16 protein-coding genes are annotated in these 16,526 nt (G+C 66.7%); 8 read left to right on the top strand and 8 right to left on the bottom strand.

The window, feature by feature from the left end:
• Positions 1–41: 41 nt before the first annotated feature.
• Together G6N45_RS13230 and G6N45_RS13225 are read right to left on the bottom strand one after the other, a co-directional pair.
• Positions 42–1,250 (bottom strand): CaiB/BaiF CoA transferase family protein, encoded by a 1,209-nt coding sequence (locus G6N45_RS13230; RefSeq protein ID WP_163722739.1) that lies wholly within the window; start codon positions 1,248–1,250, stop codon positions 42–44.
• Positions 1,250–2,743, bottom strand: coding sequence for an aldehyde dehydrogenase family protein (locus tag G6N45_RS13225; RefSeq protein WP_163722738.1), 1,494 nt, complete (start codon positions 2,741–2,743; stop codon positions 1,250–1,252). The genes G6N45_RS13230 and G6N45_RS13225 overlap by 1 nt, the downstream gene beginning before the upstream one ends.
• Positions 2,744–3,012: 269 nt before the next feature.
• On the opposite strand from G6N45_RS13225, the gene G6N45_RS13220 reads away from it, so the two are divergent.
• Genes G6N45_RS13220 through G6N45_RS13205 form a run of 4 tightly spaced genes read left to right on the top strand, consistent with a single transcriptional unit; the run spans position 3,013 to position 6,222 of the window.
• Positions 3,013–3,714 carry an SDR family NAD(P)-dependent oxidoreductase gene (locus G6N45_RS13220; protein WP_057146149.1) on the top strand — a complete coding sequence of 234 codons (702 nt, stop codon included), beginning with the start codon at positions 3,013–3,015 and terminating at the stop codon, positions 3,712–3,714.
• Positions 3,715–3,731: 17 nt separating this feature from the next.
• Positions 3,732–4,592 (top strand): mycofactocin-coupled SDR family oxidoreductase, encoded by an 861-nt coding sequence (locus tag G6N45_RS13215; RefSeq protein ID WP_163722737.1) that lies wholly within the window; start codon positions 3,732–3,734, stop codon positions 4,590–4,592.
• Between the two features lie 12 nt (positions 4,593–4,604).
• Complete coding sequence (locus G6N45_RS13210; RefSeq protein ID WP_163722736.1) at positions 4,605–4,799, top strand: ferredoxin; 195 nt, start codon at positions 4,605–4,607, stop codon at positions 4,797–4,799.
• Positions 4,800–4,839: 40 nt separating this feature from the next.
• Complete coding sequence (locus G6N45_RS13205) at positions 4,840–6,222, top strand: cytochrome P450 (protein ID WP_163722735.1); 1,383 nt, start codon at positions 4,840–4,842, stop codon at positions 6,220–6,222.
• 18 nt (positions 6,223–6,240) lie between these two features.
• On the opposite strand, the gene G6N45_RS13200 is transcribed toward G6N45_RS13205, so the two are convergent.
• From G6N45_RS13200 to G6N45_RS13175, 6 genes are read right to left on the bottom strand one after another with little or no spacing between them, the layout of a single operon-like run.
• Complete coding sequence (locus G6N45_RS13200) at positions 6,241–7,452, bottom strand: DUF1214 domain-containing protein (RefSeq protein WP_163722734.1); 1,212 nt, start codon at positions 7,450–7,452, stop codon at positions 6,241–6,243.
• Positions 7,449–8,234 carry a sugar phosphate isomerase/epimerase family protein gene (locus tag G6N45_RS13195; protein ID WP_179965319.1) on the bottom strand — a complete coding sequence of 262 codons (786 nt, stop codon included), beginning with the start codon at positions 8,232–8,234 and terminating at the stop codon, positions 7,449–7,451. The genes G6N45_RS13200 and G6N45_RS13195 overlap by 4 nt, the downstream gene beginning before the upstream one ends.
• 1 nt (position 8,235) lies before the next feature.
• On the bottom strand, positions 8,236–9,405 hold the full coding sequence (locus G6N45_RS13190; RefSeq protein ID WP_163722733.1) for a sulfotransferase family protein: 1,170 nt from the start codon (positions 9,403–9,405) through the stop codon (positions 8,236–8,238).
• Complete coding sequence (locus G6N45_RS13185) at positions 9,402–10,529, bottom strand: LLM class flavin-dependent oxidoreductase (protein ID WP_163722732.1); 1,128 nt, start codon at positions 10,527–10,529, stop codon at positions 9,402–9,404. The genes G6N45_RS13190 and G6N45_RS13185 overlap by 4 nt, the downstream gene beginning before the upstream one ends.
• A gap of 3 nt (positions 10,530–10,532) precedes the next feature.
• Positions 10,533–11,708 carry an acyl-CoA dehydrogenase family protein gene (locus G6N45_RS13180; protein WP_163722731.1) on the bottom strand — a complete coding sequence of 392 codons (1,176 nt, stop codon included), beginning with the start codon at positions 11,706–11,708 and terminating at the stop codon, positions 10,533–10,535.
• Between the two features lies 1 nt (position 11,709).
• Complete coding sequence (locus tag G6N45_RS13175; RefSeq protein WP_163722730.1) at positions 11,710–12,705, bottom strand: acyl-CoA dehydrogenase family protein; 996 nt, start codon at positions 12,703–12,705, stop codon at positions 11,710–11,712.
• 237 nt (positions 12,706–12,942) lie between these two features.
• Here G6N45_RS13175 and G6N45_RS13170 point away from each other — a divergent pair, with 237 nt between their 5' ends.
• The 4 genes from G6N45_RS13170 to G6N45_RS13155 are packed head-to-tail and all read left to right on the top strand — an operon-like array spanning position 12,943 to position 16,523.
• A complete protein-coding gene (locus tag G6N45_RS13170) occupies positions 12,943–14,043 on the top strand; it encodes an amidohydrolase family protein (RefSeq protein ID WP_163722729.1) in 1,101 nt (366 codons plus the stop codon).
• A 26-nt stretch (positions 14,044–14,069) separates the two neighbouring features.
• On the top strand, positions 14,070–15,224 hold the full coding sequence (locus tag G6N45_RS13165; protein ID WP_163722728.1) for an amidohydrolase family protein: 1,155 nt from the start codon (positions 14,070–14,072) through the stop codon (positions 15,222–15,224).
• Between the two features lies 1 nt (position 15,225).
• Positions 15,226–15,618 (top strand): Rieske (2Fe-2S) protein, encoded by a 393-nt coding sequence (locus G6N45_RS13160; RefSeq protein ID WP_163722727.1) that lies wholly within the window; start codon positions 15,226–15,228, stop codon positions 15,616–15,618.
• Positions 15,615–16,523: an alpha/beta fold hydrolase gene (locus G6N45_RS13155; RefSeq protein ID WP_163722726.1), complete on the top strand. Its 909-nt coding sequence runs from the start codon at positions 15,615–15,617 to the stop codon at positions 16,521–16,523. The genes G6N45_RS13160 and G6N45_RS13155 overlap by 4 nt, the downstream gene beginning before the upstream one ends.
• Positions 16,524–16,526: the final 3 nt, after the last annotated feature.

Here is a 16,526-nt window from a genome sequence, read left to right as displayed (position 1 = left end):
GGTGGGGTCTCCAGGGGAGCGTGGGTGGGGGGAAGCGGCGATCAGGTGACGGCGCCGGCCGTCTTGAGCTCGATGATGCGATCCCAGTCCAGTCCGAGTTCCAGCAGGATCTCGTCGGTCTGCTCGGCGAAGCCGGGTGCCGGACCCGAACTCGGCGCGGCCACATCGAATTGCACCGGGTTCGAGACGAGCTCGAGTTCGCCTGCCTGAACCAGGTATTCGTTGGCGCGGACCTGAGCGTCCTCGGCGGCCTGCAACGTGTCCTGTACCGGCGCCCAGGGCCCGGCCAGCGTCGCGAAGCGCTCGCTCCATTCGACCAGTGGCCGCTTCTTCATGGCCTCGGCGAGGAATTCGGTGGCCGCCTCGGTGTTCTCGGCGATCGACTCGGCCGTCGCGAAGCGCGGATCCTCGGCCAGGTCCTCGAGGTCCATGTGCCGGCACACGTCGGCCCAGAATTTGGTGGGCTGCATCATGACGAACGAGATGTAGCGGTCGTCGGCGGTGGCGTACAGACCGACCAGCGGGTTGATCGGCGAGCCGTGCACCCCGGGCGGGAACGCCTCCATGCGCTGCCCGAGATGCTTGGTCAGCGCCACGGTGTGACCCATGGCCCAGAGTCCGCTGCCGAGCAGGGACACGTCGACGACCGACGGCTCCCCGGTGCGCTCCCGCTTGAGCAGCGCCGCCGCGATGCCGCCTGCGAGGTTGGTGCCCGAGATCGTGTCGCCGTACGCGGGTCCGGGCGGCCCCACCATCCCCGGTGTGCCGGGCGGGGTGATGGTGGCGGCGGTGCCTGCGCGGCACCAGAACGCCGTCATGTCGTAGCCGCCCTTGACGGCTTCGACCCCGCGCGGGCCCAGTGCGCTGCCGCGGGCGTAGACGATCGCCGGGTTGACCGCGCGGATGTCGTCGACGTCGATGCCGAATTTCTCGCGGTGGCCGGGAAGGAAGCTGGTGAGGAAGACGTCGGCGCCGCGGGCCAACTCCAGCAGGACCTCGCGGCCCTCCGGCACCGACATGTCGAGCCCGATGCTGCGCTTGAGTCGGTTGGCGTGTTCGATGTTGGGGTTGGGGTCGCCCTCGACGCGAAGGAGTCCGGTCTGGCGCAGGCCCCGTTGTGGGTCTCCGGTCACGGCATGCTCGACCTTGACGACGTCTGCTCCCCATTCGGCGAGCACCGCGCCGGCCGACGGGACGAATCCGTACATCGCGACCTCGAGAACCCGGATGCCTTCCAGCGGCTTGCTCACTACGGCACCACCGTCGCGAAGGTCTTGCTCTCCAGGAACTCTTCGAGCCCGGCCGTGCCCATCTCGCGGCCGATGCCCGATTGTTTGTATCCGCCGAACGGGGTGTCGGGACCGAAGTAGTTGCCTCCGTTGATGGAGAACGTGCCGGTCCGGATCCGGCGCGCGACGGCAAGCGCGCGTTCCTGACTGCCGAACACCGCTCCGGACAGGCCGTAGATCGAGTTGTTGGCGATGCGCACCGCATCGTCGTCGTCGGTGTAGGAGATGACGACGAGTACCGGCCCGAACACCTCCTCCTGGGCGATCTCGCTGTCGGGGTCCACGTCCGCGAGCAGGGTCGGGGTGTAGAAGTAGCCGGGATCGACCTTCTCCCCGCCGGTGACCAGCGTGGCGCCGGCCGCGACGGCGCGCTGCACCATGCCGTCGACCTTGTCGCGCTGCTTCGCGCTGATCAGCGGCCCCATGTACGTCGCCGGATCGGCCGGGTCGCCGTAGCGCACCAGGCCGAAGTTGTTCTTGACCAGCTCGACGATCTCGTCCTTGTGCTTCTCGGGAACGAGCAGCCGGGAGGTGAGCGCGCAGCCCTGGCCTGCGTGGCTGACCATGCTGAACGCCGAGAACAGCGCGGCCGTGGAGAAGTCGGCGTCGTCGAGCACGATCGCCGCGGACTTGCCGCCGAGTTCGAGGAACACCTTCTTCAGGGTGTCGCTGGCGGCCGCCATGATCGCCCGCCCGGTCGGCGTGGACCCGGTGAAGGTGACCATGTCGACATCGGGACTGGTCGTCAGCGCTGCCCCGACCGCCGGGTCCGCTCCGGAGAGCACGTTGACCACGCCGGCCGGGATATCGGTGTGCTCGGCGATCAACTCGCCGAGCGCCAATGTGATCAGCGGGGTGTCGGGCGCGGACTTGAGCACGACGGTGCAGCCCGCGGCCAGCGCAGGGCCCAGCTTCGCCAGCGCCAGCTGATTGGGATAGTTGTAGGCGATGATCGCGGCGACCACCCCCGCGGCTTCCTTCTCCACCCAGCGGTGGTGCTGCATGCCGCGGCTCTCGACGAGCCCGAGGTCCTCGCTCAGCGGGTAGGTCTTCAGCAGATCGGCGTAGTACCGCACGATCCCGATGGGCTGGTCGAGTTGGGCTCCCTGACACAGCGCCTCGGTGGCACCGACTTCGGCGATCGTCAGCGCGGCGAGTTCGTCGCGGTGCTCGAGCAACGCCCGGTGCAGCTGCTCGAGGCAGTGGATGCGCAGTTCGACGTTGGTGGACCAGTTCCCATCGTCGAAGGCGTGCCGCGCGGCGGCCACCGCGGCCTCGGCGTCGGCGACGGAGGCGTCGGGGGCCCGGCCGATCACCTCGCCGGTCGCCGGATTGAGCGAAGGAAACGTCTGTGCTGTCTCGACGAGCCGTCCGCCGATCAGCATCCGGCGATCAGGCCCTCCGGCTGCCGCGCCGCTGCCGTTGTCCGTCGAGACCGTGGCTGTTTCCTGCATCATCCTCCTCCGATGAGATGCGCCGTCATCGTGATGTGGGCGTATGTGATGGAAACTGCATTCTCATCCTCGGCGAATCATACATTCGGCGGATGAGAACTCAAGGAATTCGCCGGAACCGCCTCTGCCTGCATCAAGCGGTGTGACAATCACCTTCCGAACGTCTCACCCGTGCGAACAGTGCACATCCGATGTCTTGCGATGGAGCGCTCGGCGAGAGTACGGTTCTCGTAATTGAAAGGATGATTCTTGATGGGTGTGTGCTGCGCGTGAAGAACGCTGTCGTCACCGGTGGCGGCTCGGGCATCGGGGCCGCCATCGCGGACCGCCTCAGTGCCGACGGGCTCCAAGTGGCCACGATCGACCTGAACCCCGGCGAGGCGAAGTTCTCCTACACTGCCGACGTCACCGACCGGGCCGCCGTCGACGCGGCACTGGCCGAGATCCGGGCGGATCTGGGGCCGGTCACGGTACTGGTCAACGCCGCGGGGCTGGACCGCTTCCGGCGCTTCACCGAACTGACCTTCGAGGACTGGCAGAAGGTCATCGACGTCAATCTCAACGGCGTGTTCCACTGCACCCAAGCGGTGTTGCCCGACATGATCGAGGCCGGCTGGGGTCGCATCGTGAACATCTCGTCCTCGAGCACCCACTCCGGCCAGCCCTTCATGGCGCCCTATGTGGCCGCCAAGTCAGCGGTCAACGGTCTGACCAAATCGCTGGCGCTCGAGTACGGCCCCGACGGGATCACGGTGAACGCCGTTCCGCCCGGATTCATCGACACACCGATGCTGCGCAAGGCGGAGAAACGCGGCTTCCTGGGCGATACGCAGAAGCAGATCGAGGCCACCCCGGTGCGGCGCATCGGCCGGCCCGAGGACATCGCCGCGGCATGTGCCTTCCTCATCTCCGAGGAGGCCGGCTACATCACCGGTCAGATCCTCGGTGTCAACGGCGGCCGGAACACCTAGAAAGGATCGGTGCGGACATGGGACGCGTCCAGGGAAAGATCGCCTTCATCACGGGGGCCGCGCGCGGGCAGGGACGCAGCCACGCCGTGCGACTGGCCGAAGAGGGTGCTGACATCATCGCCGTCGACCTGTGTGAGGATGTCGCGACCATCGGCTATCCGATGGCCACTCCCGAAGACCTCGACGAGACAGCGGCATTCGTCGAGAAGACCGGCCAGCGCATCGTCACCGCCAAGGCAGACGTGCGCGACGCCGCCCAACTGAGGAAGGCCCTCGACGACGGCGTCGCCGCTCTGGGCGGTCTGGACATCGTCGTCGCGCAGGCCGGGATCGCGGGCATGAAGGGCGATCCGCCGCTGCAGGCGTGGACCGACGTCATCAACACCAACCTGATCGGCACCATCAACGCGATCCAGGTGGCGCTGCCCCACCTCAAGGAGGGTGCCGCGATCGTGGCGACGGGTTCGACGGCCGCGCTGATGGATACGCAGAACAAACCCAATCCGGGCGGCGATCCCGGCGGCATGGCCTACATGACCTCGAAGAGACTGCTCTCACAGTATGTCCACGACTTGGCGACCGAACTGGCGGTGCGCGGCATCCGGGCCAACGTGGTGCATCCGACGAACTGCAACACCGACATGTTGCAGAGCCCGCCGATGTACAAGTCCTTCCGGCCGGACCTGGAGAACCCGACGCGCGCCGATGCCGAACCGGTGTTCGGGGTGCAGCAGGCGATGCGGGTCAACTTCATCGAGCCCGAGGACATCAGCAACGCGATCCTGTGGCTGGTCTCCGACGAGGCGCGCTACGTCACAGGCATGCAGCTGCGCGTCGATGCGGGCGGCTATCTCAAGTGGTACGACTACCACGTCTGAGGAAGGACACACGTGAAGGTCTCGGTTGACTCCAGCCGGTGCCAGGGGCACACGCTGTGCTCGATGATCGCACCGGATTCGTTCGCGCTCAGCGACATCGACGGCACCGCCTCCCCAGTCAGCGAGGTGGTTCCCCCGGATCAGGAGGCCGCCGTGCGCGAAGCCGCACAGTCGTGCCCGGAGCAGGCCATCACCATTGAAGAGTGACCCCTGGAGGGGAAACCGAACAAACAGGGAGACAACAGCTTTGAGTGTCGACGACATCGCGGACGGCACCGTGGACGGCACCGCCGACGACAGCCGCAGAAAGCCGACGTACCACTTCGACCGGCATACGCCCGAGTACCGCCTGCAGTTCGAGAAGATCACCGAGGAGATGCAGGCCAAGTGCCCGATGGCGTGGTCGGAGACCTACAACGGGCACTGGGTTGCCGCAGGCAGCAGGGAGGTCTTCGAGCTGGCCCGCTGCCCGGCCGTGTCCAACCATCACGACATCTCCGGTGAGACGCCGTACCAGGGCATCACGATCCCGAAGGCCAGCCGTGCCACGGTGGTGCGCGGAGGCATCCTCGAGATGGACGAACCCGAGCACAGCGCCTACCGCGGAGCACTGAACCCGTACCTGTCGCCTGCGGCGATCAAACGGTGGGAGCCGTTCATCCACGAGATCACCCGGGCCGCGCTCGACGAGCACATCGAGTCCGGCCGGATCGATTTCGTCGACGATCTCGCGAACGTGGTGCCGGCGGTGTTCACCCTGGCGATGATGGGCATCGACCTGAAGAAGTGGAACGTCTACAGCGAGCCCACCCACGCGTCGGTGTACACGCCGGAGCACGCACCCGAGCGCGAGAAGATCAACGAGCAGCACCGCGCAATGGGCATCGACCTCATCACCAACATGATGGAGATCCGGGAGAACCCGCGGCCCGGCCTGGTGAATGCGCTGCTGCAGTTGCGCATCGACGGTGAACCCGCGCCCGACATCGAGATACTGGGCAACCTCGGCCTGATCATCGGCGGCGGTTTCGACACCACCACCGCGCTCACCGCGCACGCCCTGGAATGGCTCGGCGAGCACCCCACCGACCGCGAGCGGCTCAGCCGGGAGCGTGACACGCTGCTCGATCCGGCCACCGAGGAGTTCCTGCGCTTCTTCACCCCCGCGCCCGGCGACGGCCGGACCTTCTCCGATGACGTCGAGGTCGAGGGCTACCGGTTCAAGAAGTTCGAGAGGCTCTGGCTGTCGTGGGCGATGGCCAACCGGGACCCGTCGGTGTTCGACGAGCCGAACACGGTGATCATGGACCGGAAAGGCAACCGGCACTTCAGCTTCGGCATCGGCGTGCACCGCTGTGTGGGGTCGAACGTGGCGCGCACGGTGTTCAAGTCCATGCTGACCGCGGTGCTCGACCGCATGCCCGATTATGTGTGCGACCCCGAGGGCACCGTGCACTACGAAACGATCGGCGTGATTCAGGGCATGCGTCATCTGCCCGCGACGTTCACGCCGGGACCACGGCTCGGCCCTGGACTCGACGAGACCCTGGACAAGCTGCAGCGCATCTGTGAAGAGCAGGAGCTGGCCCGGCCCATCACCGAGCGCAAGCAGGCCGCCGTCATCGACTGACGTGATTCCCCGAGGCCATCACAGCAGGGCGTAGCGGCTCCGAATCGCGGTGAATCGCGCCCACATCTGGTCCGTGCGTTCCTGCTCGGTGACTGTCGCGGTGTCCGCGGGCAACACCTCGGGCAGTTGCGCGCGTTTGACCAGGCGGGTGCGTATCACCGCGGGCTGTCCGGCGAGCATGTGCCGGTAGGTCAGGTTGCCCTGCTCGAACCCCTGGGTGTCCAGCCAGTTGTGATAGCCGGGATCGTCGTGGGCCAGGATCAGTCGCACGGTGCCGTCCCCGTCGACCTTGGTGCGATCAGGCGTGTAGCTCACCGGGCGGTACAGGAAGTCCATGCTGTTGAAGAACACGCCCATGTTCGTCAGCATCCAGAGACCCTCGTGAGCGTCGAACTCGATGACCAGTGCCTCGTCGGAAGCGAGTGACCAGTGCATGTTGGCCGCCGCCCTGCCTCTCTCCGCGTCGCCGGCACCGGTGCCTACCATCGGGAACTCGTTGGGCCGGTCCGCGTCGACCCCGCCGTGAGTGAACGGATACTCGGGCCAGTCGGACATCACGCCGGTGACGAAGTCTCCCGCCCATGCGATCGCCGCCACCATCGTCTCGGCAGTCGGCAGCGGTCTGGGCGCGTCCATGTCGACCCGCTCGATCCGCATGGTGGCGGGGCGGTCGTCCCATGAGTCGAATCCCTGCCGGATGAAAAGCTTTCGCGAGCCGGGCGTGGTGGGCAGCCAATTCGGTGCCCGCTGCGGTCCGCCGATGAACACCTCGAACCGGCCGTCCGTATCCGTCACCAGTTGCTCGCCCATGAGGTTGGCTTCCGGCACGTCGCCGAACGGCTCGTGCAGCACCGCGGGCCCCTCGAGGCGCGGGCCCTGCACGGTGATGTTGAAGAACGGGGCGCTTCCCCGCTCTCCGACGATGCGATAGACCGACCGACCGTCGATCCATGCTTGCTGGTAGGTGAAATCGGCACAGTCACCGCCCAGCTTGCGCGTCGGTCCACAGAACGCATGAAGACTCGGGTACCGCGGGTCGCGGGTCTCCAGCGCCAAGTCGAAGGCTTGACTCAAGTTCTGGGTCAAGAACCGCAGGGCGTCGGTGCGCTGCAGGCCGGAGATTCCGTTGTAATCCTTGAACACCTGCTCCCCTGCACCCATGAGCTGGTGACAGAAGGTCTCCCACGCCCCACGCAGCGCGGCGTCGTCGGGACCGTCTCCGTAGCTCATGCGCATTCCGTGGGGTCGAGCCGTGACAGCATCGCCGTCATCACCTCGCAGGCCCGGTGCGCGGCCTCGCGCCGGCCTTCCCTGTCGATCCGCGGACCGATCAGTTCCAGGTCGAACCCGCGCGCATAGCCGCGGTCGAGTGTGTGAGCGACAACCGATTCGATGGGTATTGCGCCGTCACCGGGTACCGCCCGGGCGGGCAGCGCGCGATCGCCCAGCACATAGTCACTGACCTGGATCGCCACCGTGCGGGGCAGGGCACGGTCGATCAGCGCGGTCAGGTGCGCCTCGGTCCAGCAGTGGAACAGGTCGATGCAGATCCCCAGGCCGGCTCGTTCCGCCAGTTCGACGGTGTCGGCCAGTGTGTGGGCGATATGAATGTCGGCGTACAGCCCCGAGGCGTTCTCGATCGCCAGGTCGATCCCCGCTGCGCGGGCGTCATCGAGGCACGGCAGCACCGCGGCGCAGAAACGATCAGCAGCGTCCTCCCAGGACAACACTCCCCGGCCACCGGTCAGCATGTAGACCGACCGGGCGCCCACCGCCGCGGCATCGTCGATCACCCGGCGGAGCCCCTCGGTCGACGTGAACAGATGGTACACCGTGTTCACCGAATAGCCCTGTGCGGAAACGACTTCCATCATCCGCCCGTCGGTCATCTCGGTGTCGATGACGCTGAGCCGACGCACCCCCAGCGCCTGCCAATGGGCGCACAACTCGTCGACGGTCGCGCCGAGGAAGGTGACGTCGTGAACGGAGAGCCGCTCGTCGATCCCGGACACGTCAGGCCCGTTGCTCGATGTCGACGCCGAAACGCTCACGGAAGGGCCGAAATTCTTCGTGCAACGCCTCGAGCCGTTCGCCGATGTCGGTCAGCAGCGACGCGGAGTAGCGGAACTTCCCATGCCGGTCACCCTTGTTGGCGGCCAGGTAGGTGCGCATCGCCTGCTCCGCCTCGTCAGTCAGGACACGGCCGCCGAAACCGTAGTAGCGGCGCACCGTCGCGACCGGATCAGCGAGGAAATCGGTATAGCGGACATGCATGATCCTCGGATCGCCGACCATCGGGTTCGTCATGGTGTTCGCGATGCTCTCCCGTGTCAGCGCCAGGTGCGTCGCCGCCGCGGCCCGCAGATCGATCGGTCCGACGATGCCCTCGAGGATGTCGGCCATCATCATCGTGCGCGACGCCGCAACCTGCACGGGGTCACGGTGCAGCCACAGCAGCGTCGCGTCCGGGTAGGCGGTGAACAACTCGGCCAACCGAAATCCATGAAAGCCTTTGAGCACCCATTGCTTCGGTGCTCTCGCATACTGACAGTGCTGCAGCATCGCCTTGTGGATACGGTACTGCGCGGTCGCGTCGGTGGGCAGCCCCCCGACCACCGTCTGCATCGGCACCCTCCACCATGTCGTGGGCGTCATCACCCGAAAGTCGAACGCCCAGGTGCGTTCGTCCTCGGGAAGGCCGTCGCCGAGCATGTCGTTGTAGGGGTGGCTGTGCAACCACTTGGGCATCTTCGCGTTGATCTCCCGCCAGTGCGCATCGGCGCGCGCCCGGCGCGGATCGTCGTCTGCGCTGACGCCCGGCGGGGGCGACGGGTACATGACCTCCCAGAACCGCAATGCGCGGGCGTTCGGGTCCACCGACATCAGCGCGTGCATCAGCGTGGTGCCCGAGCGCGGCTCCCCGGTGACGAACATCGGCCGCTCGATCACCTCGTCGCGCACCGGTAATCGCTCGCGATCTGCGAAGAACTCCAGCCGTGTGGTGAGCAGCCAGTGGCAGACGTCGGCGGCCTGGCTGCGGCCGTGCGCATCCATGTCCTGGTCGTCGAGGAACTCGACGGCGACACCGAACCGTTGCGGCAGCGTCGGATCACCGTAGTCGTGAAGGCCCGTCTGCTCTTCGGCCCTGCGGAGCATCGCCTCGGCGTCGAGTCGCGCGCTCACTGCACTCCTCGGCACAGTGACAACAACTCGTCCTCGGCGTCACGAACGTTTCGCGCCGACTCCGCGGCGTGATCGAGCCCCGCCATCGCGCTGTAGTCGAGGATCTTGGGCACCCGCAGACCGGCGTCGACGTAGTCGGCGACAATGTGGGCGACCTGCTTCGGCGTCCCGTGCGGCACGACAGCGAGGATCATCTCCGGCTGTACACGATCGAGGAACTCGATGATGCGCTCGCGGGTGAGCACTGCGGGGTCGATGTCGTGGAAGCCGCGCCAAGCCGGCCCCATCGGATGCTCGAAACCGTGTCCGCGCAACAACTCCGCAGTCACCTGCAGCAGGAAGCATTTGACCAGCGGCGCTGCGAGAACCTCGGCGAGCGCGGCCTCGTCGCGGCCCATCACGCACACCTGGATGAAGCAGGGCGTGATCCCCATCGGGTCGCGGCCCGCGCGCTCGGCGGAAGCCCGGACCGCGTCGAGCTTCTCGGCGTAATCCTCGGGCGTCCACGCGCCTGCCGGCCACCAGCCGTCGGCGTACCGGCCGGCGATGTCGAGCACGCGCGGACCGCTGGCGCCGATCCAGATGGGAGGCGGCCTGCCGTCGTAGGGCTCGGTGTCCAGCCGGGCGTGGCGAAGTCGATAGAAGCGTCCGTCGAAGTCGACGGGTCCGTCGCTGTCCCACAGCAGCCGGATGACCTGTAGCGCCTCCTCGAAACGGCTTACAGGCCTGGTGAAGTCGAATCCGTAGGGTGTGATGTTCTCAGCCTCGCCGCTGCCGAGCCCGAGGATGAAGCGGCCCTTGGCGAGGTGATCGATGGTCAGGGCGCTCTGAGCCAGCAAGGACGGGTGGCGTCGTACGGTGTCGACGACACTGGTCACCAGTGGCACGTTCTCGGTCAGCACCGCCGCCGCCGCCGCGACGGCCATGCCGTCGAGGTGGCGGTGCGGGGACGGGGAAGCGACCGCCAGATCCGTGAACTCGGGTGTCCAGATGGAGTCCGGCCAGAAACTGACCATGTGGTCGGGCATCCAGATCGAGTGGTAGCGCCCGCTGTCCAGCTGCTCCAGCTGACTCAGGTCCAGCGGGAGCGTGGTCCGCAGGAAGGCTGCGGGCTGGACGCGCACGCGCTACCGCCTCGGCAGCCCGAGCACCTGCTGGGCGATGATGTTGCGCTGGATCTCCGATGTGCCGCCCGCGATGGTGCCGCCGAAGCTGCGGGCGTACCGCTCGAACCAGCTCGCGAAGTAGTGGTCGAGGTTCATGTGCGCGTAGGGCCCCGACGTCGCGGGGTGGAGGAGCCCGTCGGGACCGGACGCCTCCAACGCGAGCCCCTCGACACGCTGTTCGGCTTCGGCCCCCAAGAGTTTCGGGATCGACACCGACGCGACATCGACCTCGCCCCGCGCGGCCTTGGCGATGCCCACCGAGCCCAGCAGCCGCAACGCTTCGTAGTCCATGATGCTGGTGGCCAGCGCATCGCGCTCGAGAGCCGTCGTCGGCTGGAAGTCGGCGATGCAGTTGGCGATCCGGTCGGCGAACCCGAGCCACATCATCGTGCGCTCATGGCCGAGCGAACCGTTGGCGACGCCCCAGCCACCGTTGAGGGGACCGACGAGGTGCTCGACGGGGACGCGGACGTCGGTGAAGAACACCTCGTTGAAGTCGAGGTTGTCCATTCCGCACATGTCGGCGAACGGCCGGCACACCACGCCGTCGAGATCGGTCGGGATCAGCAGCACGCTGATTCCCTTGTGCTTTGCGGCATCCGGGTCGGTCCGGACGAACGTGAGAAGGAAGTCGGCGTCATGGGCCCCGGAGGTCCAGACCTTCTGACCGTTCACCACGAAGTGGTCGCCATCCTGAACGGCTCTGGTGCGCAACGACGCCAGATCCGACCCGGCGCTGGGCTCGCTCATGCCCAGCGACGCGGTGCGTTCGCCCCGCAGGACCGGCACCGCCCATCGGTGCTTCTGTTCGTCGGTGCCGAACGTCAGCAGCGACGCCGCGATGATGTTGACGCCCTGCGGGTTGAAGCTGTGGTAGATCCGACGCCGGCACAGCTCCTCGGCATGGACGAACGTCTGCAGTACCGAGGCGTTGCGGCCGCCGAACTCGGGCGGCTGCGCGGGCAGCAACCAGCCGTTGTCGAACAGCAGGCGCTGCCAGTCCCGCGCCCACTGCGGCATGTGCGAGACCGAACGCGGCCGCTCCACAGTCTGCGCGGCGGAGGGGGTGTGCTCGTCGAGGAATGCGGAGAACTCCGCGCGGAACTCCTCGACGTCGGAGTCGAAGGCCAGCTGCATTCTAGAGATCCCTCCCGTATTCGTCGGCGATCATGGCCCGGTGCTGCGCGGCACCGCCCAGCATCAACTCGCCGGCCTTGGCGCGCTTGAGTGCGAACTGCAGATCGTTCTCCCACGTGAAGCCCATCGCCCCGAACAGTTGGATGCCGTGGCGGAACACCAGCGACTGGCACTCCCCCGCCGATGCTTTCGCCATCGCGGCCGCGAGCCGTCTGCGCGGATCGTCGGCGGCGATGGTCAACGCCGAGAAGTACATCAGCGCACGTGCTCTCTCGATCGCGACGAACATGTCGGTCGCCTTGTGCTGCACGGCCTGGAACGTGCCGATCGCGACACCGAACTGGCTGCGACTCTTCGCATGCTCCACGACCAGGTCGAGGATGCGCTGGCACGCGCCCACCATGGTGGCGGCCATCCCCATCAGCGCGATGTGGCGGGCACGCTCGGTGTCGGCGGGCAGGCGGTCACTGTCGGCGACGTGGACGCCCGCCAACCTCACCTCGGCCACGTGCAGCACCGGGTCGAACACGTCCAGCCGCCGCGTCGTCACCTGCTCCGCGCCGACGAGGAACACCCCGGCCGGGGTGAGGACCGCCAGGCGCTCGGCACGATCACCGTCGAGCACGAACCGGTCCGTCCCGGTCAGCACCCACCCCTTGGTGTCACGGACCGCGGTCACACCCGAGTACACCGCCGCGCCCGCACTCTGCGGATCGAACCGTTCGCCGACCAGGGGCGCGAATTGGGTCAGTGTGGCCAGAAACGGCGTCGGATCCGTTGCCCGGCCGAGTTCCTCGAGCACGATCGCCAGCTCCACCGCATTCGTGGGATCGGTCAGTTCCGTCCACCCGGCGTCGCAGTAGCCGGCCCACAACGGCGCCGTATCGACGCCGTTCTCGGCGATATCCCGGATCAGCGTGGCCGGGCACTGCTTGGCGACCGCGTCGCGCACGGTCTCCTGCCACAGCCGTTGATCGGCGTCGAATTCCAGCAGCATGCAGCGCCTCCGAGCTCGTCACGGTCAAGCGAGAATAACATTCTCTTTAGACGCTGTAACCGTTCTCGGACGGTGGTCATCGCGTTCCGGGCGCAGGTCTGACCCTCACCCTTTGACGGGTCCGCTGACCTGCATGAAACTAAGCGCCGTGTACTGAGAACATAATTCTTGCCAACGAAGAACAAGGATCTACACTGGCTTCATGTCCGGTGCCGATGCCTGCCGCGGTGAGCGCTCGTGATCGACCTCAGTGACGGCGCACAGACCGTCAGAATCCCCCTGATCGATGCCAGCGTGCACATCTTCTTCGGGTCGAACAAGGACTTGCGCAAGAACTTCCTTCGCGAACCCTTCAGCAGCCGCGGCTTCCCCGACTACGAGATGGACTGGTACGGCGCGCCCGGCGGCGAGTATGCGAAGGGCACGCAGGGCCCTGACGGCCAGTACCCGGGCTCCGACGTCGACACCGTCGCCGAGCACCTGTTCACCGACCGCGGTGTCGACGTTGCCGTGCTGCACCCGATGACGCGGGGCATCATGCCGGACCGCCACCTTGGCACCGCGATCGCCGCCGCGCACAACGAGATGATGGTGACGCGGTGGCTGGAGCACGGCGAGTACGGTGCCCGGTTCCGCGGCACGATCCGGGTGAATCCCGACGACATCGCCGGCGCGCTCCGCGAGATCGAGAAGTACCGCGGCCATCCACGCGTGGTCCAGATCGGTGTCCCCCTCCAGTCGCGCGAACTGTACGGAAAGCCGCAGTACTGGCCACTGTGGGAGGCCGCCGTCGACGCCGGGCTGCCGGTGGCGGTGCACATCGAGGTCGGCAACGGGATCATGCTGTCACCCACGCCCTCCGGAGCGACGCGCACCTATGAGCAGTACCTCGGTTTCATGTCGCTGAACTACCTGTACCACCTGATGAACATGATCGCCGAGGGCGTCTTCGAACGATACGACGGTCTGAAGATGGTGTGGGCCGACGGGGCGGCGGACATGCTGACGCCGTTCATGTGGCGGATGGACTGCTTCGGCCGCCCTCACCTGGAGCAGACCCCGTGGGCGCCGAAGATGCCCAGCGAATACCTCTCCCGGCACACATATTTCATCGAGAGTGGGCTGGACGGCCCCGGAGACGTCGAGTACGCCGGCGAGTGGCTCGACTTCACCGGCAAGGACCGGATGACGATGTTCGGCTCCAGCTATCCGCACTGGAGCATGCACGGGCCGACATTCGCGTCGGCGATGACCGATGAGCAACGGATGCGGATCTGCTGGCGCAACGCCGCTGAGCTGTACGGCATCGACGTCACCGCCGGCGCGGTCGCACAGTAGACAGCGGCACGACAAGGAGGCTTCCCATGACGGTTACGGCCGGCACCCAGTCCCGCGACCGCATCACCCCCACCGAGCGCATCCCTGTGCGGTGCGTGGACTCGGACGTGCACCCGATGCCGCGCCGAGGGGAGCTGGTCGAATACATCCCCGAACCGTGGCGCAGTCGGTACTTCCTGTCACACCCGCGCGGGGAGGCCATCTACTACGACGCCCCCGACTACGCGCACTCCTATGCGATGCGGGTGGACTCCTTCCCGCCCGACGGGGAATTCGCCTGCAGCGACCCTGATCTGGCGCTCAAGCAGCTGATCATGGAGGCCGGCTCCGACATCGCGATTCTCGAGCCGACACACGGCGAGATGCGGCTCTCCGAGGCCACCCACGCGATGTGCGTGGCCACCAATCAGTGGCTGGCCAACCACTGGCTGGACTCGCACAACAACTGGCACGAGCGATGGCGTGGTTCGATCTGCGTGGCGATCGAGGAGCCGGCGTCAGCCGCCGAGGAGATCGAGAAGTGGGCCGGCCACCCGTACATGGCACAGGTTCTGATCAAGGCGGAGCCGCGGCCGTCGTGGGGAGACCCGCGCTACGACCCGATCTGGGCCGCTGCGGTCAAACACGACATCACCGTCAGCTGTCACCTGTCCCGCGGCTATTACGAGACGCTGCCGTTCCCGCCGGTCGGTATCCCGAGCTACAACCACGATTTCATGGTCACCTACTCGCTTCTGGCGGCCAACCAGGTGATGAGCCTGATCTTCGACGGTGTGTTCGACCGGTTCCCCACGCTGCGCATCGTGTTCGTCGAGCACGCTTTCACGTGGATCCTGCCGCTGATGTGGCGCATGGACGCCATCTACGAGAAGCGCAAGCGCTGGGTCGACATCAAGCGCAAGCCCAGCGAGTACGTCAAGGACCACATCAAGTTCACCACCCAGCCGCTGGACTATCCCGAGGACAAGACGGAACTCACGCGGGCGCTGGAATGGATGGAGTGCGAGAAGATCCTGCTGTTCTCCAGCGACTACCCGCACTGGACGTTCGACGATCCACGCTGGCTGGTCAAGCATCTTCCCGAGCACGCCCGCGAAGCGGTGATGTTCCGCAACGGCATCGCGACCTACAAGCTGCCGGACACCGTGCCGGCGCTCGAGGGCCAGGTCCGGGTCTTCTAGGGTGACCGAGGCACAGAAGTCGCCCCGGCTGGCCCAGGGGCGCGAACACGTGGTCGCTACCATCGACGAAATCCCGCCCGGCACACACAAGCTCGTGCCGATCGGCCGTCACGGAGTGGGGGTCTACAACGTCAACGGCACCTTCTACGCGATCGCCAACTACTGTCCCCACGAGGGCGGTCCGCTGTGCTCCGGTCGCGCACGGGGGCGCACCGTCGTCGACGAGGACGTACCCGGTGACGCCGTGATGGTCCGGGACAAGGAATTCATCTACTGCCCCTGGCACCAGTGGGGTTTCGAGCTCGCGACCGGGACCACGGCGGTCAAACCCGAGTGGAGCATCCGCACCTACCCGGTACGCGTGGTGGGCAACGACGTGCTGGTGCAGGCATGAGAACCACTGACGTGGCCGGCGCGACACTGAGGCGCGGCGAGAAGATCTTCGAGGTCAACGGCGGCAATGTCGTCTACGAAATCCTGGGCAAGCAGGGCGATTTCATCGCGCTGACTCCCGGCGGACGGTTCAGCAAGGACATCGAGGGGCTGCGGCCGCTGGCGCAGGCACTGGTCAAGGGCGGGTACCGCGTGCTGTTGTGGGACCGGCCCAACTGCGGGAAGTCCGACGTGCAGTTCTACGGACAGAGCGAGTCCCACATGCGCGCCGAAACGCTGCACGCCCTGATCACCGGCCTGGGCATCGGACCGTGCATCCTGGCCGGCGGCTCGGGCGGCGCGCGCGACTCGATGCTGACCACGATGCTGTATCCGGAGATCGTCCGCAAACTCGTGGTGTGGAACATCGTCGGCGGGATCTACGGCACGTTCGTCCTCGGTTCCTACTACATCGTGCCCAGCATCCTCGCGGTGCGCGGTACCGGGATGCGCGGTGTGATCCAGGTCGGCGAGTGGAAGGAGCGGATCGCCGAGAACCCCGCGAACGAGGACCGGTTGCTGTCGTTCGGCGCCGACGAGTTCCTGAAGCTGATGTTGCGCTGGCTCAACGCGTTCGTCTCGAAGCCGGGCCAGACCATCCCCGGCGTCGACGACGAGATGTTCGACCGCATCCGGGTTCCCACGCTGATCATCCGCGGTGGCGAGAACGACATGGACCACCCCAAGCGCACCTCGCTGGAGGTCAGCTGTCTGATCAAGGGCTCGACGCTGATCGACCCGCCGTGGCCGGAGGATGCCTGGGAGCGCGCCGCGCAAGCGCGGGCGTCAGGAAAGGTGAAGCGTTTCAACATGTTCGACACCTGGGTGCAGGCCGCGCCCGCGATCCTCGATTTTCTGGGGCGCTGATGA

This window comes from Mycolicibacterium psychrotolerans, assembly GCF_010729305.1.
GTDB lineage: Bacteria > Actinomycetota > Actinomycetes > Mycobacteriales > Mycobacteriaceae > Mycobacterium > Mycobacterium psychrotolerans.
Note: the sequence above shows the minus strand (reverse complement) of the source record. Positions and strands in the feature narration are given on the sequence as shown.

What these genes read in the sequence shown, in the direction of transcription:
- G6N45_RS13200 (WP_163722734.1), bottom strand. Translation starts at nt 7,452, where the DNA reads ATGAGCTACGGAGACGGTCCCGACGACGCCGCGCTGCGTGGGGCGTGG.
- G6N45_RS13155 (WP_163722726.1), top strand. Translation starts at nt 15,615, where the DNA reads ATGAGAACCACTGACGTGGCCGGCGCGACACTGAGGCGCGGCGAGAAG.
- G6N45_RS13215 (WP_163722737.1), top strand. Translation starts at nt 3,732, where the DNA reads ATGGGACGCGTCCAGGGAAAGATCGCCTTCATCACGGGGGCCGCGCGC.
- G6N45_RS13180 (WP_163722731.1), bottom strand. Translation starts at nt 11,708, where the DNA reads ATGCAGCTGGCCTTCGACTCCGACGTCGAGGAGTTCCGCGCGGAGTTC.
- G6N45_RS13225 (WP_163722738.1), bottom strand. Translation starts at nt 2,743, where the DNA reads ATGCAGGAAACAGCCACGGTCTCGACGGACAACGGCAGCGGCGCGGCA.
- G6N45_RS13165 (WP_163722728.1), top strand. Translation starts at nt 14,070, where the DNA reads ATGACGGTTACGGCCGGCACCCAGTCCCGCGACCGCATCACCCCCACC.
- G6N45_RS13175 (WP_163722730.1), bottom strand. Translation starts at nt 12,705, where the DNA reads ATGCTGCTGGAATTCGACGCCGATCAACGGCTGTGGCAGGAGACCGTG.